The organism is Lentisphaera araneosa HTCC2155, from assembly GCF_000170755.1.
GTDB lineage: Bacteria > Verrucomicrobiota > Lentisphaeria > Lentisphaerales > Lentisphaeraceae > Lentisphaera > Lentisphaera araneosa.
The window spans coordinates 1-25,958 of record NZ_ABCK01000024.1 but is presented as its reverse complement, the minus strand read 5'-3'; the positions used below and the strand labels follow the sequence as shown (position 1 = coordinate 25,958).

General features: G+C 39.7%; 11 protein-coding genes. 1 reads left to right on the top strand and 10 read right to left on the bottom strand.

From position 1 onward, the window contains the following. Positions 1 to 238 precede the first annotated feature (238 nt). The 10 genes from LNTAR_RS19185 to LNTAR_RS19140 all read right to left on the bottom strand — a co-directional run bounded on the left by LNTAR_RS19185 (position 239) and on the right by LNTAR_RS19140 (position 25,584). The gene (locus tag LNTAR_RS19185) at positions 239 to 3,805 is read right to left on the bottom strand and encodes an SIR2 family protein (protein ID WP_007280414.1); all 3,567 of its coding nucleotides are present in this window, start codon (positions 3,803 to 3,805) and stop codon (positions 239 to 241) included. Further along, entirely contained in the window at positions 3,795 to 5,123 is a 1,329-nt protein-coding gene (locus LNTAR_RS19180; protein ID WP_007280413.1) for a hypothetical protein, read from the bottom strand. The genes LNTAR_RS19185 and LNTAR_RS19180 overlap by 11 nt, the downstream gene beginning before the upstream one ends. A 2-nt stretch (positions 5,124 to 5,125) precedes the next feature. Further along, the gene (locus LNTAR_RS19175; RefSeq protein WP_007280412.1) at positions 5,126 to 7,219 is read right to left on the bottom strand and encodes a 3'-5' exonuclease; all 2,094 of its coding nucleotides are present in this window, start codon (positions 7,217 to 7,219) and stop codon (positions 5,126 to 5,128) included. Further along, on the bottom strand, positions 7,216 to 13,506 hold the full coding sequence (locus LNTAR_RS19170; protein WP_007280411.1) for a DEAD/DEAH box helicase: 6,291 nt from the start codon (positions 13,504 to 13,506) through the stop codon (positions 7,216 to 7,218). Before LNTAR_RS19170 ends, LNTAR_RS19175 begins: the two co-directional genes overlap by 4 nt. Then, positions 13,500 to 15,476 carry a DUF262 domain-containing protein gene (locus tag LNTAR_RS26935; RefSeq protein WP_007280410.1) on the bottom strand — a complete coding sequence of 659 codons (1,977 nt, stop codon included), beginning with the start codon at positions 15,474 to 15,476 and terminating at the stop codon, positions 13,500 to 13,502. The genes LNTAR_RS19170 and LNTAR_RS26935 overlap by 7 nt, the downstream gene beginning before the upstream one ends. After that, complete coding sequence (locus LNTAR_RS19160; protein ID WP_007280409.1) at positions 15,473 to 17,293, bottom strand: DUF262 domain-containing protein; 1,821 nt, start codon at positions 17,291 to 17,293, stop codon at positions 15,473 to 15,475. Before LNTAR_RS19160 ends, LNTAR_RS26935 begins: the two co-directional genes overlap by 4 nt. Then, positions 17,286 to 21,989: an Eco57I restriction-modification methylase domain-containing protein gene (locus tag LNTAR_RS19155; RefSeq protein ID WP_007280408.1), complete on the bottom strand. Its 4,704-nt coding sequence runs from the start codon at positions 21,987 to 21,989 to the stop codon at positions 17,286 to 17,288. Before LNTAR_RS19155 ends, LNTAR_RS19160 begins: the two co-directional genes overlap by 8 nt. A 4-nt stretch (positions 21,990 to 21,993) precedes the next feature. Next, complete coding sequence (locus LNTAR_RS19150) at positions 21,994 to 24,864, bottom strand: helicase-related protein (protein ID WP_007280407.1); 2,871 nt, start codon at positions 24,862 to 24,864, stop codon at positions 21,994 to 21,996. A gap of 82 nt (positions 24,865 to 24,946) precedes the next feature. Further along, positions 24,947 to 25,129 (bottom strand): helix-turn-helix domain-containing protein, encoded by a 183-nt coding sequence (locus LNTAR_RS19145; protein ID WP_007280406.1) that lies wholly within the window; start codon positions 25,127 to 25,129, stop codon positions 24,947 to 24,949. Between the two features lie 224 nt (positions 25,130 to 25,353). Beyond that, positions 25,354 to 25,584 carry a hypothetical protein gene (locus LNTAR_RS19140; protein WP_007280405.1) on the bottom strand — a complete coding sequence of 77 codons (231 nt, stop codon included), beginning with the start codon at positions 25,582 to 25,584 and terminating at the stop codon, positions 25,354 to 25,356. A gap of 86 nt (positions 25,585 to 25,670) precedes the next feature. On the opposite strand from LNTAR_RS19140, the gene LNTAR_RS19135 reads away from it, so the two are divergent. Next, a complete protein-coding gene (locus LNTAR_RS19135; protein ID WP_007280404.1) occupies positions 25,671 to 25,901 on the top strand; it encodes a hypothetical protein in 231 nt (76 codons plus the stop codon). Positions 25,902 to 25,958: the final 57 nt, after the last annotated feature.

Genomic DNA, 25,958 nt, shown 5'->3' with positions numbered 1-25,958 from the left:
ATTAGACCCCACATACTTCACCTATCCCCCTCAATTCTTAATTAATATTAATAGCATTTTCTTCTACTCGGTCGATATCTGGTACATTGACTAAGCCACGCAATTGCTCCAACAAGTGCTTGCGTCCATCATTGGTGAGTAAGTTCTAACTGAGATCTACGGATTGTGTACTCAGCTTGTGTAATACCCCCTTTTTCAAAGGGTAACATTACACCATGTAAACATTTCTATTCTCCCATTACCCACTAATTGAAATATTATTTAATTCTAGTAATTCATCGATTCTTCGCTTAAGATCTGGACTAAGAAGTGGATATAATCGCTCATAAAACTCTTTAAATTTCCTGCCTGAAAACAACCATCGATTTGAATTGTTTTTAATTATGTAAATTACTAACTTAGCTACAGATTGAACTTCACCCTCTATCAAATCCGTTCTCAATAAGTAATGCCATAAACTTGAGTCTAGATTCAGGTCATTGAATTCATGCGATGTTATTAACTCAACTGCCCCTCTAAAAGAAGCCTTTAATTTCGGTAAAACTTCTATGAGTTCTTTATATTCGTGTTTCTCATAAACTACAGGAATGCCTTGAAGCCTATTAGAAACCAATGGCTCCAATCTTGTGCTCCATACTTGGTCTATTCGTTCTTGTTCCAAATGCCCTAGCTGCCAACCAAGATGGCATGTAAAATCAGATCTTTGCGTTGCATCGATTTTATTTAGTACTAATAGTAACTCATTTAATGTAGCTTGTGGAAGGTCGGCGAACATATATATCTGAGCGATATGCTCAACCAGAGGTTTAGATAAGTTCTCCAGCTCATCTAAATGATCAAAACATTGAAGGTAATAAGGAATCCACTGGTCTATGAAATTATATTGCCAATGTCCCCAAGCTAAAAAACCATGCCAAGCTAAAGATGCGTTAGTCGCATCGCCATCCCAGTTAAAGTGTATCAACATATTCTCTTCAGTCCAGTCTGGATCCCAGTAATAAAAAAGGTGCAATTGGCCTAATAAACAAACTCGGGACAAATGACTTTGAGGGTCTGATCCATTAAGCATTAGTTCCAGTATCTCGGTATTGTACTCATCAATACCAGACCAATCTTCCGCTGCGAGTTTCCGCTGCTTGAGTAATAAATGAATGTAGAACTGAGCGGCAACGCCACCTGAATGATTAATGGATTGAGAAAGAACATCGTTTTCTAAATCAAACTCGTCTGATTGACTCTGAAGATATAATTTTCTAACCAGTGTCTCTGCTCTTTTCCATAGCTCTTGAGGTATTGGAGAATCGCTATGTTTTATACCTGATTCTAAAAGATTTAAAATGTTGTAATCTTTCTCAAAAACCTCATTATGATTTTCCAAGAGGCTGAGAATTTCAGTCCATAATTCTTGGGGTACGGTTGTCTGCTGCCAGGAAGATAGTACTCGGTGTGTGAATTCATTTTGTAATTCTTCATCGACCTCATTCGAAATGAAGTATTTGGCAAGAGTCATACCCCATTTGGAATCTTTAATAATTTGGTTACGAACTTCAAAAAAGAGGCCATCTTTACGTGCCCCCATAAACTCATCCTTAAAGTTTAAGGTAAAATCAATCAAAGCAGGAACAGGCATAGACCTTATTTTATCGCCACTTAATGGACTCTTGACTCCGGAACACGATGAATAAGAATAACTCAAGAAACCAACATATTTTGAAAGAGTCTTTCCTTCCAGGTTTTCGTACTCAATGTATTGTTTTAATACGGGGCAATCAACCTGAGACTTTTCCTTTATCCAAAGAAGATAATCTCCGAAGCGATCGGTTTCTTTGTTGTCCTTAGCTTTTATGTGAGAGATTAAAGCCTTTCTTTCATCTACAGGAAGTTGAGGGTAAAGTTTTCCTATAAGGACAAAAAACTCATGATAGACTACAATGTCCTTCATCAGCTTTAAATTAACCGCTAAAGATAGTTTTTCTTTGGGGCCTAAGTTTTGACAGTCACCGAGAGCATTAACCGCCAAACGTCTAAATAAGGGTATATCAGACTCTAACCACGCCTTTAACACATATTCGAAATAGTGTGAATCTTCTTGCTCAAGCGTTTTTAGAATATCACGAAGAATATTTACAAGATAATCTATATTGTAGTGCAAATAGTTTTGCGAATGATCTTCAATAGCCGCTCGCCAACATAATACACATCTAGTACGTGAAGAATTCATATAGATAGTAGCCAAACTGTGAGCCTGCTGAAATTTAGAGACTAACAGTTCAAAGATTTTTCGTTGGTAAATACTCGGTAAATCACCCAACGTTTCGTAAAGTTCCTTGCTCTGATGCTGACAAATAGGAAAAGTGATTTTGTCACTACGTGTTGCATGTAATCGGGGTTCAAACAATTTACTGATAACCTGAAGTGATAAGTCATACTCTTTCGCTTTTAATAAGTGATTTAGTAAATCTTCTAGAGTTGATACTCTCCAATCAAAATTCCAATTCTCTAAAAGAACCGGTAGCCATAACTTACGAGTATCCTCATGTACTTCAAACTTTGTGTTAAACATGTGACGATACATATTACTCCAAAGAGGGAATGCTATTCCTTTTCCTTTTGTGGACTTGCAATAGATATCCAGCAATAATTGAGGAGAGCTTATACCGTTAAGGCACAACCAGTCAGCCAGAGTGTTCGAGCGCTCCGTACATTCATTTTGATCCGAATTAAATAGGTCCTCTAGTAAAGCTCTCTCCTGAGACCATTTTATCCAATCCGCGCCTTTGGCCACATCTGTAAAAGTACTAAGGTGATTAGCTTTTTGAATCATTCTCAATAAATAATCATCTTCTTCTGAAAATTGCAACGGCGGATGCTTGAGTGCTATGTCACTTATTCTCTTTTTGTGATCGAATACTCCCATAGACGATAATCTAGCAAGCTCAGATAAGCTTTCGCCAAGAGCTCTAAATTTATCTCCATCTTCATAAAGAGGAAAAGGAATGACATTTATATTAAGCGTATCCCAATGATCTTTGGGACGCTCTGAGAGAGCAAAATGCTTTTTACTCTGTAGGTCAATCCCCCTCGTGAGGTAGGACATGATTATATCATCATAACTGTAACCAATAAAAAGAACCGTATAGTTCTCCAACATGTCCTGAATGAAAAAACGTGCCCAGCCTCGTGTGATGTAGGCCTGGCTAAAATCCCGGTCAGTCAATACAGTGTTACTTGGTTTATCTACGGTACCATGTAGATAAACTAAACCTGAAAAATCAGATCCTAAAGGCAAGGCCGGAGCCGTGTAAGTTTCTACATTAAATTTTTTCGCACCCAGTGTGTCAGTAAATAACTTATCAAAGTTCGTAGTTACAATACGAACAGATTTCTCATCTCTAAATAAATCAACTATGGATTGATGCAGTAAGTTTGGTTGATAATCATTAGAAGATAAAATACTCGCCGACCGTTCATGTATTTTTATATCGTTATCTTCTAACTTACCTAAAAATTTATCCGGAGGTTCATTAATCGAGGGTAAGCTTTTATTAATCCTTATAACCATCTCTTGCACAGTGGTATCGTTGAAGTTTATATCAGATGAACTAATTGCCGGAAGTATTTTTTTAGATAGATCGGGTTGCGTGTAGAAATCAATACCTGACCCTTTGGCAACCTTATCTACCAGATCATAAAAGTTAGGCAAACCCGAAGGGATAGAAACACCAGCTCCCGCAAAGACAACCAAAGTGCCTTCCTCTTGGGCGCGGAGTATTTCATCCGGAAAGTCTATATCCTTAATTTTCATAATTTAGAACGGCTTCTTGTAAGGCAGATCTTGCTTCAGGTAAACTTTCTATATCACTTTGAATGCCAACACAGCGGAACATCGGATCTTCGACTGTATTGCCTAAAATCATATATAAATAATCATTATCTGTCTGATCTTGAGCTATAAAACAGACGAGTTGTTTTTGTAAATGATAATAATGTTCCAGCTCATTGAATACCCCCATTTCCAATCCTGGAAATCTATATATCTGTTTGTACGCATCTAATGATATTTTTTTAAGGAAGGTCCCGTCTTCAAGGTATAGGCTCTCAGTTTCATTGATGATAGATGTTGAAGAGTATATGAAATTCGGTGGTACATCTGACAATCGTTTACCGTCCTGCATGTACGTTCTTAAGGCGTAAGGGAAATAATCTCTTGGTAATGGGTGTTTAGCATTGGGGTTTTCCATTACGACCAAGCCCTCACCCCACCGCTCATTTTGAATTGGTGGATCAAGGTATTCACTAAACACCAAAGGTGATGTAGCATTGGGGGTTGGATCAAATTTATAGCCAATTCTCTGTCCCGTTATGTTCGGTGCCCAGCCAAACTTAATGGCCATGCGAGTAAATTTTGCCCAAGTTCCTGAGTTGGTAAATATCACTGCACTCAAGTTTTCATTATCTAAATCGTTAAAAAAACCAGAATCAACCTCCACATCCTTGCCTATAATTTTATGACCTGCAATCTGTTTGTGTAGAGTGTCAAGGTTACCATTTTCATCATAATTAACGACATCGTCTAAGCCATATAAAAAATTGCTTAAAGGTTTGTCAGTAAAAATCTGTGACTGGTCCTGTTGAAAATCTTGGATGGCAATGACAAAGGGCTTGTTCGTACAATGCTCTTTTTCCCAATACTTTTTTGCCATTTTGGCTCTAAGAGAATTTGAAAATTTACATGCTTTTCCATGTTCTTCTTGAAACTGAACCTCTTCAGGAGACATATCCATTATACTTTGTCGCCCCTCAGAGGGTGGATTTATGGTTGTAACTTCAATCGCAACCTCAATATTATCTTTTTCAACTAAAAAATCCGGTGCTGTAAAGCCATCTTTGATTGTGAATTTAGCACTTTTTAAATATTCATAGACATATAATTCAAACAACCTGGCGTCAAAATTATGTTCTTGGAACTGCCGAATAAAAGTCCCATCCTTATCATAGTACGATTCATAAATCTTGTTTATAAGAGTACGTCCAGCAGCCCGAACAGGCTCCTTATAGACTTTTTCAAAATTCAAATCAAGAGCTTTATCTTTTCTAACTACATCAAAAAGGTCTACTGGCATTTTTAAACCTTTAAAAATTCGGATTTACGGCCGGTACCGGTGATCGTGACGTTTTCGATGGCGCGGGAAACCGCTACATAAACCATAGACTTCTCATTCCTCAGGTAATTGCTCTTCGCTTCTTTCTCGTAATCATCAAAGTCGAAGGGAAGTTTTGGAACCGTGCGGTCATTCACATCGACAATGAACACATGTTTGAATTCAAGCCCTTTAATTTTATGAAAGGTCAGAAGGCTCACAGCATTGCTCGTAGAGAATTTATCGCTATCATTGTCATCATAAGGAACTTTTTGCTTATGAAGCGCATTCCTGAACTCTTTAAGTCCAGACTTGGTCCGGGCACATACCGCCACATCTGAATATTGGTAACCATTTTCAATCAAGTTAGTGATGGCGTCAAATACTGAGCTTACTTCAGTATCTTTGGTTTTGTGAACTGTATAAGTGGGCTTTGATCCATGAAAGAGAGATACATATCCAGCTTTCTCTTCCTCTTCGCCTTCAAAGTTATCGTAGTGACAATCCTGAATAACCGATACCGCCAGTTTTTTGATTTCTTCTGTAGTTCTATAATTAATTCTTAAGCGGTGGCTCTTTTTACCACGAATATTTATCCCTGCTTGTGAGAAGTTTATTCTCTTGCTATAGATACTTTGCATGGGGTCTCCCACCATGAATAGATCATTCGCTTTTTCTGGAACCAGGCTACGTACCAAGCGCAATTCTACATTGGAGAAATCTTGAAGCTCATCCACTAGGCAGTAATCAAATGATTTCTTTTCTTCATTATTTAAGTGTCTTGTCAGTGTATTAAAGAGCTCATCTCTGTAATACAGTTTTTTCGATTCACTGAGTGACTTAAATTTTTCAACATAGCCCCAAATTTCTTTACGCTGTCTACGGCTTACCGGCTTACCTCTACCTTTACGGGGGATTCTCACATACTCATCAAATGATGAAAGTGCGTTATTGAGCACAATCTGTTTATATTCTGCTTCTAAAAACTCAGGGGAATAACTCGTCAATTCTTCTTCAACTATCTCTTCCCATAGATCAATAGATTTTTTCACGGAATGATATTCAAAGACTTTATACTCAACTGGGAACAATTTATAATCTTTTATTAGACCAAGTACCACTTGGTCAATATTCATTATGGCAACGTCCTTAGTATCTATGCTTAATCCGGTAATTAAATTACTTAGATTTTCCGTTAAAGCCCTAGTATAAGTTGTGAAGACTATTTTTTCATTCGCTTGTTTAGTTTCGCTGAGGAATTTCAAGCGGTGCAAAGCTGCGACCGTTTTACCTGTACCAGCACCGCCACTGACTTTTACAGAGCCTTTAAAGTCACCATTCACAAGTTTTCGCTGTGATGGGTGAAGATAGTGCTTCCATTTATTTAAGCAGCCCGATAAGGCTTCATTGAATAATGAGTCATCTGTCAGCTCAATGAATGAACGCTGGTTATTGATACTCTCAACTTGTTTATCTAAATCCTTGTCATCGACACGGCCCGCATTGATCTCATGAATCAAGTCATCGATTTTAGCGCCTTCGAGCAAGTAAAATAAATACTCAAAAACATCGGAAGGAATGTAGTCTTCCACGCCTTCAAGATCTGAGAAAGTATCTATCGTCTGAATTGAAGGTAGTAGTACTTCAGGAACACCTATCTTGATCAACTTCTCAGTATCAATCATATTGAAGAAAGCTTTCTGAACCATTTGAGGTTCTTCTTTTGCCTCTGGAACGAAGGCGACTTCAGGTGCAGCAAACATCTGCATAGACTGCGTCACATCATTCCATTGGAACATCTTATTGGTCGCCCACTTATAAGCTTCATCATGGTGGTCAACCCAAAGTAAGTAGTACACATCTCCTGACTCAGGTGACTTTATTATCGCCCGATAGGTTTTATCGACTCGAGCAGACCTAAGTGATTTATCTTTAAAAGTGGAAATTGGCTCTAAATGAATGCCTGAAGATTTAGAGTTCTCCCTAAATTTTTTCTGAAACTCAACGACCTTCTTCTGTGTACTCTTTGGCAAATCAATAAATGAATTCCAAAATTTATCGTAAACTAATAGCTTCATAGCTCAATCCCCCTTAAAGATTTTAAATTTATACATGTATATCCGTGCTGAGTAAACGTGGCTTCATCCTCATCGGAGTAAGGTTTATATACTAATTTTTTATGCTCAATTATGAGTTCCGCTCCTGCTAACTCGTCTCCATTATCATCGAGTAATGAGTTTAACTTTATTTCATCTTCCTCTGACTTTAAATATCCCGCCTTAAAGATGTTTAGAATAATAGGATGTAATTCGGGATCGTAAGCATCCAATATTTCATCGATTTCAATTTCAATATCAGCGATCTCCTCAAGCGTGCCTCTTTCCTCATAATCGAAAAACTGTATTAAGTTATAAATAGCCCAAAACTCATTCCACTGTTCTTTATCTATAGAATCCGTATCCTTTAAGGTCAGGTCAGCAAACAATTCGCTCTTTTGAATATTTACCGCCATATTCAAATCGAAAAGTTCATTAGGTTCTACTACAGACAAAGGAATCAAACCATCAAGCGTTTTGTTCTCAACGCAATAGTTATTCATTGTTTTATTGGCCAGAGATTCATGGATTTCAGCTGGTGGAAACGATGGCGTAAATAACTTTTCGTGAAAGAAGGATAGATAGAGGGAGTTATTATTCCGTAAGCTATTCAAAACCTCAATCGATTTTAAAGTTTCAAGGAAACGAACAAAGTTATTCTCATACTGCTTAACTGCCCCAGATTCTCTTTTAACCGCTTTCAATAAGGTACTTCTTGTTTTCTGAAATCCTTTATTCGTAAGGAGCTTTTGATTTAGGGAATCATTACAATTACTAGTTTCTTCATCACTTAAGTATGTATCAAACAATTCCACATCATCCCATGTTAAACTCCAGGAATAATGATTTGCTGATTTTGAAACAGCTCTTCTTTTTTCCCAATCCTTCTCGAAACGATTATGAGCTCCGGACGCATGCCATTGATACCCATCTAGCTCTACAGCGATTCTGGGTAAGCTACTTTTGTCCTCCATCACCTCTCCGTTAACTTCACAATGTGTGCATATAAAGAGAAAATCAGAACGTGTATGAAACTCTACGCCATCCGCACGTCCTAAATTGACCTGGGGTCTAATGTAGAAATGAAGGTTTTTCTTGCTGTCTGAGTAGTTCATCGTGTAAGAAATGGTTCCATCATCATTGACTTCATCCATCTGCCATGACTCGTTTTTCTGCGCCATCTTTTTCAAGCTTCTGATAAAACGAACCTCAAGCTCTGATTCTTCGATATTACCCGTATTCGTTAAGTTACCGAGACCAGCTGGCTGCTCTTCCCAGTCGTCGGAACGTCTTATGATTTCATAAAATCGTTTCTCTGCTTGTTCTCTACTGAGTTCCTTGTGGTAATACTGATTTGAATACGAATAAATACAGCGATAGCAACCATCTTGATCATCAAACTGACAAGAGCAGTTCTTTATTTCAGTATAAGCATTATCAAGTAACTTACTAAAAGCGTTGGCGTTGAAAAGCTTTTCCAGATAGCCTGTCCCCCCGGGGATTGCATCATAAAGCACAAGGTACTTATCAAACTTTGTCGTGACATGGTTGTACTCACGGTAAATTGATAACCTCACATGCTGTGGGTTCCCTTTGAAATACTTCTTCAAGCCAAGCTCTATACCTGCCTGAAACATTTTGATTTCAGCATCGCTATTCAGTTCCTGCACGGGTAATAAAATCTTGAGTGCCTCTGTCTGAATTTCTCTAAAGAAGAAAACCTCTTCAAAAACATCATCAGATTGACCAGCATAAACCTTATCCTTGTACTTGCAGTAGCCGTAGTGAAACTTGTAATCCTGACCATTAATTTTTTGTCGAACATTTGACGAACTCTTACCGCAGTGTTTACAGGTAATGAAACCGTGTGCGGCAGCCTCAAAGTCATTGATTTTTACCTTGCGTGGATCAAGTACATCCTTGCGCCCCAGGTTTTCTTCAGTAATCGTCACTTCCTTGAAAAACTCTATCCCAAAGGGGATCTCTTTCATGGCATAAGCACCACTTGTGTCTTTAAATGAGAAATGCTGCAGTACGTTGTATGCCAAGTTATTTCTATCATCACTGCTATCGTTGATACACGCATCTGATTGATTATTGAAAGACTTAACTGAGAGGAGTTTTGCATAGGTGTGAACATTAGATGATGAAGCCCACGATTCATGATTACACTTAGGGCAAGCCCCTTTCGTAGCTGTTTCCGCCAATTCAATATGATCGCAATTGGAGCAGAAACGCTTTTTGTGGAGGTTACTTTTATCTGACCAATCAAAGGTATTGATGCCGGTTACGCGGAATTTATACCCTTGAGAATAGAAATGGTTATCTGGTGCAAATTCTTTTAAAGCCTGACTCGCTGAACGAACAATTTCAAAATCTTTATTGAGTGGTGTCTTTGTACTGCCGACGGCCTGATTACCTAGAACTTTAGCCGTTAGAGTGACTCCTGTTTCAGGGAAAGCATAATTGGGTAATGCCCCCACATTAGTTAAGTGCTCCAGGGTATTACGATTTTTGATTGATCGAATAATGCCGCCTAGATTCTTCTTTTCATTCTCAAGTTCAATTCGCTCGGGATCTTCTTTCCCGAGTTTCAGCTCTTTAATGCGTTCATCTATTTCTTTACGAATGACCTGAATCTTTTTAATTTCGTCTTTGAGGTTCACAAAGATCTTTTTGTAGAATTGATAAAAGGCGTCGTTATTCAATTCATAACGCAGATGCTGGAATACACTGTCTTCTACATCATTTTTGTATCCGGCCTTAAAGGACTCAAAAAGTGCCATCTCATTTATTTTGACGAAGTTGATGATTTTATTAATAAAGAACTCAGGCGCAAATAAATCCGTCGTTTCAATTTTTAGATAATTGATATTCGATGGGATATGGTGGTTCTTAGGGTCTTCTTTTGCCCATGAATCTATACAGTAGGCAAAGAAGTGGCGTTTTAGAATTTCCTTTGCTTCAATGTAACAACCCGGCGTACTGACTTCACCCGCCATCATGTCTAATGGTTCTGCATAATAGAACAAATCGTGAGCCTGGCTTTTGGCAAAATTCACAATGAGTGCCGAACCCGTTGAACGACCAGCTCGTCCCACCCGTTGCAGGAAGTTTGAAGGCATGGGAGGAATTGAGTTATTTATCGCAGTATTCAAGCTACCGATATCTATCCCCATTTCCAAAGTACTTGTCGCTACCATGGCATTCTTAGAATTGAAGTTCGGGCGAGTTTTAAAGTCAATCTCCAAGTCTTCACGCGCCTTCCGTTCAAGAAGCCCAGTATGATCCGCAGCATAAATGCGTGGCGATCGTTCCCTGTTATAAACCAATTGATAATAATTATCTTGAACTGCAGACTCATTGATCTGGTACACACCAGTACAGCGGTACACCAGGCATTTCCCATTAGATAGATCATGGTCTTCCTGAGATGTGATAACAACGTGAGCACAAGTGCTGCACTCATAGGTTTTGGCTTTATTATTTACAAAGACCTTAGCAGGGTTCAATCCAAAGTTAAGTTTCTCTTCGCAATTGGACTTATCCATGATACCAGACTTCTCCAAAGACAAAATAAGCTGTTCATAAAACTCATTAACCATATCCTGATGGCTAGATGCCATTATGAATGACTTCTTGTAGTACTGGTGGAACCAATTCGATTTCTTAGCAAAAGTACTGTCGAGTATGCCTCGTGACTCCGACTTGAAGGTCAATAATTTGGGAATCCTAGTTCGAGGTCCAAAGTTCTTATTGAGAAAATGACGTCCATCCTTCATCCAGTTCAGATCCCAGAGCTTTAAGTCACCATCGCGGAATTTACTTAAAAAGTCATGGCTAACCGCACCACGAATCCGTACACGGTGGAGTAGTAACTCTACAAAAAGTAGAAACAGCTTTTTCTCAATAGTTCCTGATGGCTCATTTTCTTTGAGCCAAGGTTCCATAAGATCCCAGACAGACTCCAAATCTTCAAGCGCAAAATGCACTGCCGAGGACGATGTCTTTTCCAGTGTACGGCCTATCTGTGCATTGTAGGCAAACTCAGAATAAAGCTCCCAACTTACGCGCTCATCAAATTCCTTGATGAAGTGGGATTCATAATCATTCTTATCTTTGTAATCCTCAGGAGATGACTTCCCTATGTAATCCGTGGGATAAAAACGATAATAGTAAGCATCAAGGGGACTCTTACCAGTTCCATCGGCACTCTCCTTCCAATGAGTTCTAAACTCATCAGAAAGCTCTTTAAGAGAGACGGTCTTGTCGAGATTATTAATAACCTGTTGAAGAGATGAACGAAAGGTAAAACGATAGTTTCGAGCTTCTACAAAGCCGGCCTGGTGTGCTGCATCCTGTACTGAATTGGTAAATGCCAAGACCTTGCGCTGTTGCTCATCCTGTTCATCCAAGTCGGTTGCCAAAACTTGACTCACTGTAATACTGCTTAGCGTAGCTATACGCGTACCGATAATGGACACCGTGTTTCGTGTGTTACATTCAGGGCAAATATGCTCGTTGTAACCATCTCTATTAAGCTTTCTAAAGGCGGTGATATCAGTGCGTGTTTCATCTTCCTGGCTATGTAGCAGCAAAGAACTATTACTTACATATTTTTTAAAGGTATCATCTGGTTCGTAACCTACGCTAACAGCATCCAACATACTAAACTCTGAGGTCCGGTTGGCAAAGTAAATGTGTTTATGATTGGCGAAAAACTTCGTGTACACATCCTGAACATCCTGTTCAAATCGTTCTTTATTATCGTGCTTAATCCCCAGCCAACCCGAGGCACCGCAATCGCGACAGAACCATGGTGGCAGTGATAAATTTTCGTTGGGGTTAGTATCGGCCTTCCAGGTAAATTGGGGTTTCTCACTCATGGTTCTCAGCAAGCCGCTCAGCTCGCGAATCCAGAGTTGTGTCTGAGTATAAAGAAATGGCGACTTTCGACCATTCTGAGGATCTATGACTTTCGCCTCTGAAATCAGTGAAAAGAGCGATAATACAATATTTTCCTTGGGATTAAACTGAAGCTGATCATCCCACTGAGGCACCGTTCGAAAGTTTTCGTTCAGGTTTGATAGGTTTCGCACAATCGTATCAAGCGTGTGAATGCCCTTGTCCTGGTTCACCACACTAACGAGATCCTTGACGATTTTGAGAGAAGATAAATCTTCTGCGAGTCGGTCTCGACTCATCTGCCAGAAGCCAATTTGGCGTTCTATATACTTATCGTATCCTTCACCCGTCTGAGGCTTCACATCCCGTAGAATCGCAGTCCGAGGTTTAAAGGGATCCAGCTTTTCATCATCCTCAAAAAAGTCCTCAGTCTGAATACGATTTTCAGTAATCAGGCAATCGGGGTCGATAGTTTCTCCAAAAATCTTGGAGGCGTAATCTGAAAGTAATTTAGGCGCTTCTTCTCCTGAGCCTATAGTGGCAGAGGTTCCCACAGGACAGAGATGGTCTTCAGGAATTGAGAGTTTAAGTTTCAGTCGACGAATCAGATTGGCTACATCCGTACCCTGAGCTCCATCATAAGTGTGAAGCTCATCCAATACCAAAAACTGTAATAGTGAACTGTCCTTATAATTGCCTAGCCAGAGGTCATTATAGTTACTCTTCATCAAGGCATAGTCGAGCATCTTGAAATTGGTAAGTAGAATATCCGGTGGCGACGCGAGTATTGATTCCCGGTTTTCGATAATGTGATCCGCGCCCATGGTCTTCGGATATTTCCCCGCATCTTTACCTTCACCAATAAAGAGACCTGCCGTTACCTTGCCTTTTAACCGATCGTCTTCATAAATAGCCTCCGCCAAGCGCTTAGCCTGGTCGGTGGCAAGAGCATTCATGGGATAGAGAATAATAACCTTAATGCCCTGACGGCTTAGGTTGCGATAGCAGTAATCGAGAACTGGATACATAAAGGATTCAGTTTTACCAGAACCCGTACCAGTAGTGATAATTGTCGGCTGAGCTTTTCGGTTTGCCGTACTGAGTCGGTGCCAGGACTTCACCTGATGATCATAAGCCAGCCAATCCGGCTTGATACTTAAAGGGATGCTTTCTTGTTCTTGCTTGCCCGCTTTCACAAAGGGAAGCTTTAGCGATAGATACGGCCCCTTAAATAAACCCTCTGAGGTGTTATTAATAAAATCATAAAAAGCTTGATGGACTTCTTTGTCCTGAAAATTGAAAGTGGCTTTTAGGTAGGCCAGAATCGATTCTTTGATCTCGATGGCTTGGTTGAGGCTTAACATGATACACCTTGAAAACTACTTAACTTTTCATATTTAGTTGCCTTTTTCTTCTTAATGAGATAGATAGTATCGGGATTATTTCCTTGATAACAAACTTTCTTATTTTCACAATAAGGTAAAAGTTTTTCATTTTCGATAAATGGTACATACCAGTAATTGGGGAGAGTTTCTCTCGATAAGAAACTAGTGATTATATTATTTAAGCTATCTACTTTAGATGATTCATTATCACATGAAACAGAAATATAACTCTCGAAAAACTTCTTGAACCTTAGCTTGTTATCATGGTTATTGATTATTTTCCTCCATTCCTCTATGCCATCGCCAAATGAGTAGCGAGCACTTGAAAGGTTTGTGGAATACCCAACGTCAATCGTGTAATCACCCACTGTTAATAAAGCTCGTCTAAGTTCATCAGTGGGTTTATTAAAAAGGTCTTTAAATGATTCGTATATTGTGGTGAATTTTCTTAGATTAAATTTCTCGAGACTTCCTAAAACAGGTGAACCTGAAACAAAGAGTAGAAATTCAATTTTCCCGTTTAACAACTTACTATCTTCCGCACCCCAGAATAAGGTCTCTAGGTCGTCTCTTGAGGTCTCTAGTGGCGGTTCACCATATAGTGACAGCTTATAGCATTCTTCTGAAGAGAGTATAGCTTTATAGTTTGTGCTCTGTTTATATTGTAAAAAACCAGTTACATCTACATGAGCATCATCAAGAAATTTTAGCATGAGTCTGATAGCATTTACTACTTGCGTATCAGGATTTTTAGAGATATCCACAGATTTAGAGACATTAGCAAAAAACCGAAGTAGACGTCTAAGGTGAACTTCTTGAGCATCTAATTTATTTATATAAAGGATAGCCGGAAAGAGCCGGAAATAATCAATAGTACTAGTGTCACCAGTTAACCATTTTTTTCCGATCAAGCCCAAATCCTTTAAATATTTAATTGTCTCAAAGTACTCATCAATTTTATTTACGGTAAGCAACTCTGATGAGAACTTTTGCTGATCACGAATGGCGAGTATGAACTTACCAAGCTCTTCGGCTGAGGAATTGGGTGATGTTTTGATTTTTTCTATAATAATCACCCACTTTAAGAACTCGTTAAAGCCTTGGTCAGAGTTCAGCTTAGCCCCTCTGTTTTTCCAGAAGAAATCTTGCCAATCTTCCCACTTCACTCCCCATTCATGCTTCTCTTTATCGGAGCAGTTTTCTAGAAGTGAGGCTTTGATGTTTTCATTCGCAATTACTTCTTCACCACGGGAATTCATATAAATATAGAGTTCTTCACCTTGCGAGCTTTTACTTATGTCAAAAAACCACAGTTCAATATTGTTTTCTACATAATCAACTGATAGTTTTTCATCTTTAACAAAGCTTGCAATGGTTTTATAATTCCGTAAGATCGAGGATATGGTTCTATCATTTTTATAATTTGAGAAATACCAATATTGTGATTCTATATTTTTTATATCACCTCCACCGAGGAGGTAAGTCATGAAGTTAACAAGAAAGTTATGAGCTGATTCACGGACTTTATAGTCAAGTTTAGGTAGCGTATTATTAAAGTAATGAGTAGAGAAATAATTTTCCTTTCCAGAGTTTATTGCTGTGGCCAATAATAAAAGGTACAGTGTAGTTAACCGCTGTTGACCATCAATGAGAAAATAACGACTTTTGTATTCACTGTCTTCATAGGCATAAATAAAACCAATATTAGAGAATATTTTATTTTCTTCTAGACTGCGCTCTACCTGATCTCGTAAAGCAGGAGGTAATTTATCTAGTTCTTCTTTAGTAATTCCTGGATCACTTTCTTTTGCATCTGCAACAATTGACTTTAACAGCTTTTCTACATTCTCTGTTTTCCAGACATAATCACGCTGTATCTCCGGGATAATAATTTGCTTAATATTTCTTGAATTCAGAATATCCTTTAGAGACTTTTTCCCCTCACTCATTTTACCATATCTCCTTTGATTTCCTCTATACGCTTAATCATCCAGGATTCGTGCGCATCAATATCTTTTTCAGACCAAATCGTTAAGTCGCTTTCCATTTCTTGCGACAGGAGTTTTGCGAATACATCGTAAGTATGCTTGGGGACAAAGCTACCTCTACTTATCAAGTCGACTATGTTGTGTCTTTTCGCATCAAATAAACCATTGCTATTAGAGCTATTATCACTGCCTGAAAGCAGCGCCATATTGCCGATGGAATTCAGTTTTACTTTATTAATAGAATAATAAACAAGCCCTTTTTCTTCATTCGTTAATTCACAGGAATCACTATTGATCTTACTTGCGAGTTCTGTAATTTTGTTTTCTGCAATATCCTCTGCAAACTCAAGAGTCAATTTGCTACGAACCCTAGCTTCCCAATCTGATGGGAGTAATTTATTGAGCAACTCTAAATCTCGATGCGCTAATTTAGTCGGTAGAAAATCCGGATTTTGAGGGAAAATATGCTCCAATGACCATTTGCGGTCTTCAAGCTCTGTGAAGTTAAATTGAGTATCGGTAGCAAAAACGTTAATAAAAAGAAGTACTTGATGAATACGAGTATTCTCTTCTCCATAACTCAAATCACTTACATCAAAGTCCATGACCTGAAGAATTTGTTGACTTAACTTTTTTTGAAGAGCTATCTTATCAATCTCCATTAAAGGGATCAGGGAACTCAAAGAAAACTGGGCTCCTTTATGAAATAAAATGTACCCCAGCATATTATGAATCTTTGGTGATTCATACCAGTCTTTAAGTAAATGATAAATCTGTCTTAACTTATTAAAAAAAGTTTGAGCAGAAATACCTTCACGTTTAATTTGTGCCTGAAAGAAATTAAATAGAGAGTATTTATTTTTAGATTTTTCAGGGGTATACTTAAAGGCATAAGCTAACAAGGTAATTATCCCCTCCATAGGCTCTGAGTATTTAGAGAAATAAAACGTTCTGATATCTGCTGATTCAGACCAATTTTCTATTTCATCCCACTGCCGCCCCATGGTAGAGCGCAGTTCGAGAATCTCTTTAAAGTGGCGATCGTTTTTATCCGTACCTTTTTCCCGTCCAGCGCGAGTTAGAAGCAAGCCTTTCACGAGCTCCGTACTCGTCAATTCCACCTTATTCGTATTTAAATTACTAAAGACTTTTTCACTAGCGAGATTACCCTTTTCAATAACATTGAAGATAAGCATCACTCGTTCATTTAGAAACTGATGGAACTCCAACAGGGATTCATGCTCAGATAAACGATTCTTGATACACTGAACGGCATTGTACATATAAAAAATATCCTGAAGGTTATACTCAGGATGCTTTTCGATAAGTTCTTCCCAACTTGTCTCAAGTAAACGATCTATATCACTGTAAATATAATGCCCTAAAAAATCATCAACTTTATCGCGAACACCATACTTGAGTTTATGTGCACTAATTGCGGGCTTGGGATCTTTTAGCAGATGGCCAATAACAGCAAATAACAAGGTGAGTGTTGTCAGGCGTTGTTGTCCGTCAATAACTTCGAGAACGCGTACTCCATCAAGCTCATTGTTCTTTACTGTTATGTATTGTAAATAATACTCTTCCTCATCACCAGTAAATGCATCATTAATATCGCTTATCAGCAACCACACCGCGTCATTGGGGTTTGTTGCCCCCCATTTATAACCTCTTTGATAGGGCGCGATATAATATTTCTCGGCATCTTTTTGCCCCAAGGCTCCTTCACGGGCTTCAGTACTAAAAATATTCTCAATGCTATAGACTAAATCACTCATCAGCTTCTCCAAAGACTTTTTCGAAGTGGGTCCAGGCGGTTTTGTAGTCTTCGACGCGGTCACACTTGTCGAAGGGCGCGTGGTAGATCACTTTTTTGCCGAGGTAGAGTTCACTCTTCTCTATGGTGTGCTCGTAGGTCTCACCTTTCTTCAAAAGAAGGAGTTCGCTCACAGAACTTGAGTCAACACCAACACCTACTAATCCTTGATTGTTAGGAGTGTAGACTATTTGCCCTTTTGAATCATATATAGTGTCACTATCATATTCCTTAAACTTTGGGAATTCTATTTTATATAGAGTTAATAGCTCATTTAAGTTCAATCCCATTGCCATTGCCACAATAACGTCTATTTCAAGCAATGCTTGTCTTCTTTCGAATGGAACTCTCAGTGCATTTTCAATAAAAGATTCACTCGAAAAAATTTCTCTAAACTGCAATCGAGCATCATTTTTTGACCATTTTACTGGCCCGTATTCATGATTTAAACCTTTAACTAAATCTGTATATTGAGTGGTTAAGCATGAAAGAAGCAAGGATCTTGAGACTAATTCATTCTTATAAAGGTAGGGAACACCAAAGGGGAAGAATTTAATTTTACTTTCTGTTAAGTTTGAACTTCCTGTTGCTTTAACTATGAAATCATTTAGGATTGAGCAAGATATTCCAAAAGATTCAACTAATTCATTTGGGTTTTTGAAGACAATAGAAACCACACCATTAACATGCGTCGATTTAGACGGGATTAATGCCCCGTTTAATGTCCTGTCCGCTGTATGATTGAGCATTTTCCTAAATGCTAGTTTATAGAAATCGACCCAAGGTTTCTTGTCAAAAACGATCATTTCTTTGAGTTTAGAAATAGGGGTTAACGGTATGTAGTTTGTCCTGGGAAGATAGTTTTTGTCAATACAGCATAAATCAACAACATCATAGTGACCTTTTTCTGTACATTGAGCTCTTGGTGTTTTATAAAACGACGTAGATGTAAAAATATGCGGCCCACTGTATATCATTTCATATTTTTGATAATCTGGATTTTTTGTGTTTCTAGAAATTAGCCCTTTATCAACATCGTTTGTCTCATGCCACCCTTCCCTAATTACACATTCTGCATTAGATAATCGTGTAGGGTAATGGCTTATTTTTGCAGCGACTTGTAGTACTTTTGAGCTGTGTAGGCTTGGTAGCTTAGTAGTCTCCCACTGATTAGAATTTTCAAGCATTTGGCTAATTACTGCTAGTGTTTCTTTATTAAAGAAAACTATCCTATCCTTATGTCCACGAAGGTCCCAAATATATTTTTGAGTGGTTTTATCAAAAACCTTCAATGCTGGGCACTCTCCTTTACCATCATGAACAAACGACAAATCAATAGAAACAGGGTGAAATAAATTGTTGATCGAGCAGAAATTAACCGAACTACATTTTCCTTTGTAAATATTTATACTGTAAAGTTTTTGGTCTCGAATTTCAGAAAATAGCATTAAGGAGTTCTTGAATTGAAAATGATACATCAATCGTTGATAAACTTCTTTACGCAAAGGTAAGCCCTTGGGGTCATCATAAATTCCTTCAGGATGAACCAATCCTAAAAATCCGCTTTGGGATATCCAATGGAATCCATTTTCAAGTATGCACTTATAGAGGTTTGTTTGCTGCCCCTTAAGTAATGGGTAGTTTTGAACCCCATTCATGAAAGCTGCAGAAGACTCTATTTCAATTACCTCTTCATAGTAAGATTTTTTTTGTTTTCCCAGGCCAAGGAATTCTTGTTGCATTTTTCTAGCTTGAGGAGCTGTCGTTTTCCGTATTTCTAATTCTGGGAAGGTTTCACTCATTAAACCTTTTTCTTCAAAGGTAACTTTTAACCAAGGAGGGTTACCAACGGCAACATCAAAACCATTGCGCTCTCTAAAGACTTCAATAAATTCCAACTGATAATGGAAGAAGCGGTAGTTTTGAGTATAAGAAGTAACTTGCTTTAATCGGTAGTTATTAAGAAGCGATTTACCTTCGTCATCTCTGTTATCGTGATTGATGATAGACATTAAATCTTCATACCACTGTTGACGCCTTGGTAGGTTATTAGCATCACGCACATCCCAGAACCAAAGACTGCACCAGTAATCCATAATGAGTTTAAGTTTGAGGTATGGAGCATCTTCTTCTAAACGCTGAGCTGCTAAGCGCTCTTTTTCAGCATAGTTTTCTAAACCGAGTTCTGGTGCGTCGATACCAAAGACGGTAAGCTTCCCGCTCGTGAGGCCGTTAATACGCTGCTGGTGTTCGTAATGCTTTTCCAGCAATGCGTCGATTTTGGCGGAAATCTTTTTTACCTTGACTAATTCATCAGCATCAAGCGGTTTGATGAATTCCTTTTTCCAATCCGTGACCTTTGTACACTCGTCTTTATACTCAGCTTTGAGGAGCTTGATACCAGCTGAAGGAACCATGCCTTTATCCGGCAAGAGGAAGTGGTAGATCTGATCTTCTCGACGGCGAATACCTTTACCACTAAAACTTAGGTGTTTAGGCTCTGTATCCCACCATTCTTTTTTGATCGGCTTTTTACGCGCTGCAGGTGTTCCTGTAGTAGGGAATTCTTCTTTAATCTCACTTTCTCGATAGACTTTGAGCCAGGAACCGACAACGGCGTTACCCGTACCGAGACGATGACCAAAGAAAGGTGTTTGCATATCTTTATGAATCACATTGAGCCACAGGGAGAGTTTACCGAGTTCAACGGCGGTGGGGTTTAAATCCACGCCGTAAACATTATTGAGAGCGATGTAGGCTTTGACCTTTTGTAGTTCTTCCTGATATTTATCTGGTTCAACGCGCCAGGCACCACGCTTGGATTCTTTTAACTCCTGCTGACGGTACTGCAGGTAAGCTTCTGCCAATTGATTAATAACCTCATTGTGGAAAGCTGCCGCCCCCATGGCTGGTTCGAGAATCTTTAATTCCAGCAATTCTTCGGCTTTGATTTCGCCTTTTTGCAGACGTTCAAGAATCGGCTTGAGGGTGTATTTCACCGTGCACTGCGTCAAAACTTCAGGCGTGTAATAGGATGCTGACTTTTGGCGATCTCGACCACTCAAGCGGTAGATGAAAGTTCCCTGAGGTATGATCTTGACTTCATCATGTTCATCGCGATACACTTCTTTAGCATCAAAGTCATCGATACGACTACGAGGAACCAAGTAAGATCCATCGCTGTCTGCGACTTTACGGGAAGTCTCGTTATTCTTGCGCTTGCGGTGAACCTCGATGGTATCGGTCTCGGCAAAAAAACCACGGAAGGCCAACAGGCTTTCGTAAACACTACCCAGTTGGTTAATACCCAGATTGGCATAAGAAATTCTTCCGCGAGATTTACCCCGTTGTTGTTTAGACAGAGAAAGCTGACAAATGATATCCTGCCAGATCACATTTCTTAATTTGACCTGAGGTAGCATCTCCATGGTCGAGTCATTAAATAAAGGGGAATCCAAGTGACGGATTTTGAAACTTTTGTTAGCACGATCGTGTTCGCGGTAACCACTGCTCAGCAAAGAAAAGAGCTGGCTCAGTGATTCATGAAAGAAAAAGCCGTTCTGACTACTGGCGGTATTGAGCGGCGTCTGCTCGAGGTCACGCAGCATTTCAAGTGAGTAACCATGCAGGTAGATCTCATCATCGGCGGGAAGGATATCAAGATCCTGGCGCGATTCTGCGTAAAAAAGGAAGAGTAGTCGATAAACGTAAGTCAGGCATTCATTTTTCAACGTGTCGGCATTGAGATCACTTAAGTCCTCACCTTGTTCACGTTTATAATAAACCGCTTCGTTGGCAATGGTCTCAACCGCATGAATAACCCCTTCTTTGAGATCCTTGGTCACTTCATAAGCTTTTTTATGGCTCTCTTCATCGAGCTGATCCATAAGCACGATTTCAGACTGAGGTGCCAGAGTTTCTTTCGCTAGCAGTGTGTAGAAAAGACTGTAGTAGTCACGCTTGATCAAGGCTTCGTCAAAGAGTGATTCCAAATCAAATTCTAGGTAACTGCCACGGAACCATTTCTCCTGTTCAAGTAGGTAATAAATATTACCCGCACAGAGCAAGATGTATTTGGGGCGACGGTGTGCATCCAGCAGGAAGAGGCGGGAGACGGCTTTATTAATCACCATGGGAGAAATATGCACACCTTCAGGAACTTCAAAAACATTGGACCACTGAGAGCGGTGGTACTTCTGCGGTGGTACTTGAGTTGTTTCGGATTCATCGATATGGTACTGCTGTTCGAAGAGCCCATCGGGCTCTTCATCACCTTCTTTGATCAGTGAATGCATTTCCATAATCATGAGGTGCGGCTGAGTGTCGCGATACAGTGTGTTGCGCACGGGGAGTACGGTCTTTTCATCAACATGAAGAAGTTGGCTGTAGTCGGTTTTCTCACCGTCATAGCCGAGAGCATTTAAGATATCTTTATGAAACTTGTGACTCTCAGTGACTTTATCTTTAGTACGCAAGCGGCCTTCAAGCACTGTTTGCTTATAGCGGAAGTACTTATCCTTGAGTGCAGATATTCGCTTTTGAACATTTTTTAGATCTTCCGGGGAGTAACCTGTTTTCTTGACGACTTCTTTAGTGAAGTCATCGTCAAAGTAGTTGGCAGAGAAGTAGTCGCCGACATTATTTATAAATTTCATCATAGCGCTATTGCTCCTTGTAGAAGACTGAGATGACCTTGAGGTAGGCATCTTGGTTGAGTGAGGTCAAATCCTTGAAGTACTGACTGGATTTCTCAAGTATGGTTTTAATTTCCAGCTCTCGGTCTTCGAGTTTTCTTTTGATAAAGCCGGTCTTGGGCTTGTCTTCGAAATCCAATAGGAGCTGATCGTTGGCGTCTTTTTCCCAATGCTTTAGTTTCTCTTCATAAACCGCTGACTTCTTTTCCATTTCCACTTGTTTGAGCTGTTGCTTCTGATGCATGTACATCTGCGTTCCAAAATCTATGGCATCAGGTAGTAGCTTGGTGAGCTTGTTGATATCTTCTTCTTCGATGGATTGAGTTAAGAGTTCATTACTGACATTAAATTCTTCCATGAACTCGTGCAGAGTGATGGGCTGTGAGGCCATGCCGCCATCGAGACGCATGGGAACAACAAAAAAGTCTGAGATCACTGCCTGGCCGACATTATTAGCCACTTGGCCATGGATAACAAAATAAGCGGTATTCTCTGGCAAGTCTTTAATCTTGGCTACCAGGGCGACATCCTTGTCCACACTAGCTTCCAGTTTGGTCATGAGGTATTTGATAACGGGATGAAGATCATAGAGCATTTGGAATTTCGCCCATTCACCTTTCTTTTTACGAGCTTCCTCGATCGAATCTTGTACTGTATCTTTGCTCAGTGAAAGTCGGTAGATCTCATTAAGCTTAGGCTTGGCCTGCTTGGGGAGGTCAAAGAGGACGCGATGCAGTTCCTTGGTGTTTTTGATTTCAAGGTAGTTTTTATCGACAAACTCAGCGTCGGTAGTTTCGAGTAGTTGATCAGCTTTGAGTTGATCAATGAGATCTTGATAATAGCTGGAGTCGTTACCGTAAAGTGAACGTTCTTCCTGAATGGGCTCAGGGTCAACACAGGAATCAGTTTTATCGGTTTCGGCTTCACCAAAGAGAGAGTCCGTATCAAAATCCTCAAAGAAGTCTTCGTTGCTATCGGCCATGGCTTCTTTGACTTTATCTTCTTCAGAATTCGTATCATAGAGCTTCATAACGGCACCGGCATCACCAAGAGTCCTGTAGACTTCTTCTTCCTTTTTGGTGAGATTTTCGATAATGTGAAGGTCTGTTTTGAGGCCGTCTAAATCAGATTTGGCAATCATGTAGTAGATGTAGGGAGTCTTGCTCTGGCCATAACGGTCAATACGACCATTGCGCTGTTCAAGTGTAATGAGTGACCAAGGGATATCGTAATTGAACATGCGATTACAATAGAAGTGAAGGTTCACACCTTGAGAACCCGCATCGGAAGTAATGAGCACGCGAATGTCCGAGTCCTTTTTACCAAAGTCGTCGATAATAGCTTGCTGCTCTGTGTCTGTCTGACCACCATGAAAAACCTGAACGGCTTTATCTGCAACGTTGAAGTCTTCCTGTAGACGCTTCTCTAGGTAGCCAATGGTATCAATACGTTCTGCAAAGACAACGATGCGTTCATCTTTTTTACGTCCGCTCCATTTAAGCTTAATGAGTTCATTTTTGAAAGCATCATACTTCGCATCTTTTTTATCATTGACAATGACTTCAATTTTTTCAATTAAGTCATTCAGGAGCTCGGTATTATTCTCGGCTAAGTTATTCTCGGCTTGTCGTGCCTCAATCTTGGCAACACGTTTTTTGAGACTGCTTAGCGCGGCTGAGGGAGAGGACATGTAACCCTTGAACAAACCGATGGAGAAGAGGAAATCCTTCTTACCAACGAAGTCTTTATTACCCCATAAATCTTCGGTTGTTTTTTCAAGGCTCTCCAGAGCGCTAATTTTGATCTTCTGCTGAACTTCTAGAAAGTCTTCTTCCTCTTGATACAACTCAGCGTGGATGGGAACGATTTCCCGTTCCTGGAAATTGGACTTCACTTCTTCGTCGAGAATATCCTGCTTGAATCGACGAACGTAATAAGGATCAACTTCTTCTTGACTATATTCACCATTCTTTGGTATAGCCGTTGGTTCGATCATGTTGATTAAATTGGCAAATGATTCTTTTTTACCGTTGTGAGGAGTCGCCGACGTTAAAATCAATGATTCACAGCGTGTGGCTAAAAACTGCGCCAGGCTTCCGCGTTGACTTGAGCTATTGGAAACCGTGTGACATTCATCGATTACGATGATATCCCACTTAGACTTTTCGATATGGTGACGGAATTTAGCATTGTTTTTCAGAGTATCGATGGAGACAATAGTTTTGTCGTAGTATTCGAAAGGATTTTTGTTTGCCGGAAGCTCTGACTTAATTTGAGCAATGCCCTGTGAGTCCAAGCGCACGAGTGGAATAGCAAAGCGATTCCAGATTTCCTGTTGGAACTGACCGAGTACAGACTTAAGTGCGAGAACCATGATGCGTTTGCCTTTGCCACGCTTCATCATCTCTGAGAGAAAAATACCCACTTCGATGGTTTTCCCCAAGCCCACACCATCGGCAATGAGCATGCGAGGACGCGGAAGGCGGAAAGCTTTGATCGTAGGATCAAATTGATAATCAGCATTATTGAAAGCTGCTTTGTGAGCTATGGTGATTTTCTCTGAGTAGTTGGTAGAATGACGCAACTGCGTTTCGAGAAAGAGCTTAGTCTTGCGGTAGCCGTAATCCGTATCTGCCACCAAAGTGGTTTTGGCCGGATCCAAAACTTCGATATCCTTATCGATATTTGTATCAAACTTAAAGCTCTTGCCTTTGACCAATTCACTAATACCCTCGGCATCAATCAGGTAGGTTCCATCAAAATTGTCATTCACTTTTGTAATGAGGAAATCTTCTCCTCTGGTGCCGATCCTAGCACCTTCCACTAACATCTTACTCATACTAAATCCACCCTCGTAAAAACTTTTTATCGTCACAGCTCATTGGCTGTACACTTCCACACTCACTAAAAATTTGATTCATCTATTCTGCTGATCCACCTTTTTTAACCCAGCGATCCACTTCATCCTTTTTGAACTTCCAGTGACGCCCAACTTTATGCCCAGGCATATTCTTTTCATCGGAGCCGAGCCAGCGGTAGACGGTCTCAGTGCGCACATCCAAATAAACAGCAATTTCTTTGACTGATAACCATCGGTCTTCCACAAGCACTCTCCCAAGTTGATATCCAAATTAGATCATAAAGAATCATAACATCTCACGGCTTAAAAACATTGCAATATTCCTCCACGCTAGAATATACAATTAATGTTAATTTCTCCTTAATAATTGAGCTTAAGCACTCGTATTTATCATACAGCTCCCTGATTAGTTAAATAAGTCAGTTATAGACTGTATTGGATTCGGGGTTAGCCTCCTCGAGCCTCTGCTCACATCCAGACTTGTTCGGCGAGTTTAACTACTGGTTTAGCCATAGCAGCGGCATAGGCTTGCTGAAATTCCTCTAAAGACTCAAACTTCGGGTAGATATAGCGATGGGGATTGGGGATCATATTGGGATACTTACCCGGCAATCGTTTGCGCAGGGCAAACGTCCCCAAGTCATCAACAATGTAATATTCATTCATGTAAACCTTGCCTTCTTCATTTTTCTTAAGCATAATTAGTCACCTAGGACAGTTTGTGTCTATGCTTATGGAGGATACTTAATTTACTTAGCTTACTAAAAATTATGAGGAGAGAAAAGATGCAAAAACATAGAGCCTATTTTGAAAAAAGATACCAGCTGCGCTTAGAGGATATTACTCTACAATCGGTCATTGATGACCCACTCAACACGGAGTACCTGCGCGGCAATGACCTTATTAATGGCGAGCGACGCTGGATTAAGTTTCACTCGGAAGAGTTTCTAGATTGCTTCTACAAGAAGAGTTTGAATGATCTTTACTGGACAATGAGCTGGGGTGAGCAATCATGAATACGAGCCTTGAAGAGAACTTCATACTCGAGCGCCCGGAATGCTGGGATCAAATTA

Excerpts from the sequence above, each read along its gene's own strand:
- LNTAR_RS19185 (WP_007280414.1), bottom strand. The coding sequence starts at position 3,805 with ATGAAAATTAAGGATATAGACTTTCCGGATGAAATACTCCGCGCCCAA.
- LNTAR_RS19180 (WP_007280413.1), bottom strand. The coding sequence starts at position 5,123 with ATGCCAGTAGACCTTTTTGATGTAGTTAGAAAAGATAAAGCTCTTGAT.
- LNTAR_RS19175 (WP_007280412.1), bottom strand. The coding sequence starts at position 7,219 with ATGAAGCTATTAGTTTACGATAAATTTTGGAATTCATTTATTGATTTG.
- LNTAR_RS19170 (WP_007280411.1), bottom strand. The coding sequence starts at position 13,506 with ATGTTAAGCCTCAACCAAGCCATCGAGATCAAAGAATCGATTCTGGCC.
- LNTAR_RS26935 (WP_007280410.1), bottom strand. The coding sequence starts at position 15,476 with ATGAGTGAGGGGAAAAAGTCTCTAAAGGATATTCTGAATTCAAGAAAT.
- LNTAR_RS19160 (WP_007280409.1), bottom strand. The coding sequence starts at position 17,293 with ATGAGTGATTTAGTCTATAGCATTGAGAATATTTTTAGTACTGAAGCC.
- LNTAR_RS19155 (WP_007280408.1), bottom strand. The coding sequence starts at position 21,989 with ATGATGAAATTTATAAATAATGTCGGCGACTACTTCTCTGCCAACTAC.
- LNTAR_RS19150 (WP_007280407.1), bottom strand. The coding sequence starts at position 24,864 with ATGAGTAAGATGTTAGTGGAAGGTGCTAGGATCGGCACCAGAGGAGAA.
- LNTAR_RS19140 (WP_007280405.1), bottom strand. The coding sequence starts at position 25,584 with ATGCTTAAGAAAAATGAAGAAGGCAAGGTTTACATGAATGAATATTAC.
- LNTAR_RS19135 (WP_007280404.1), top strand. The coding sequence starts at position 25,671 with ATGCAAAAACATAGAGCCTATTTTGAAAAAAGATACCAGCTGCGCTTA.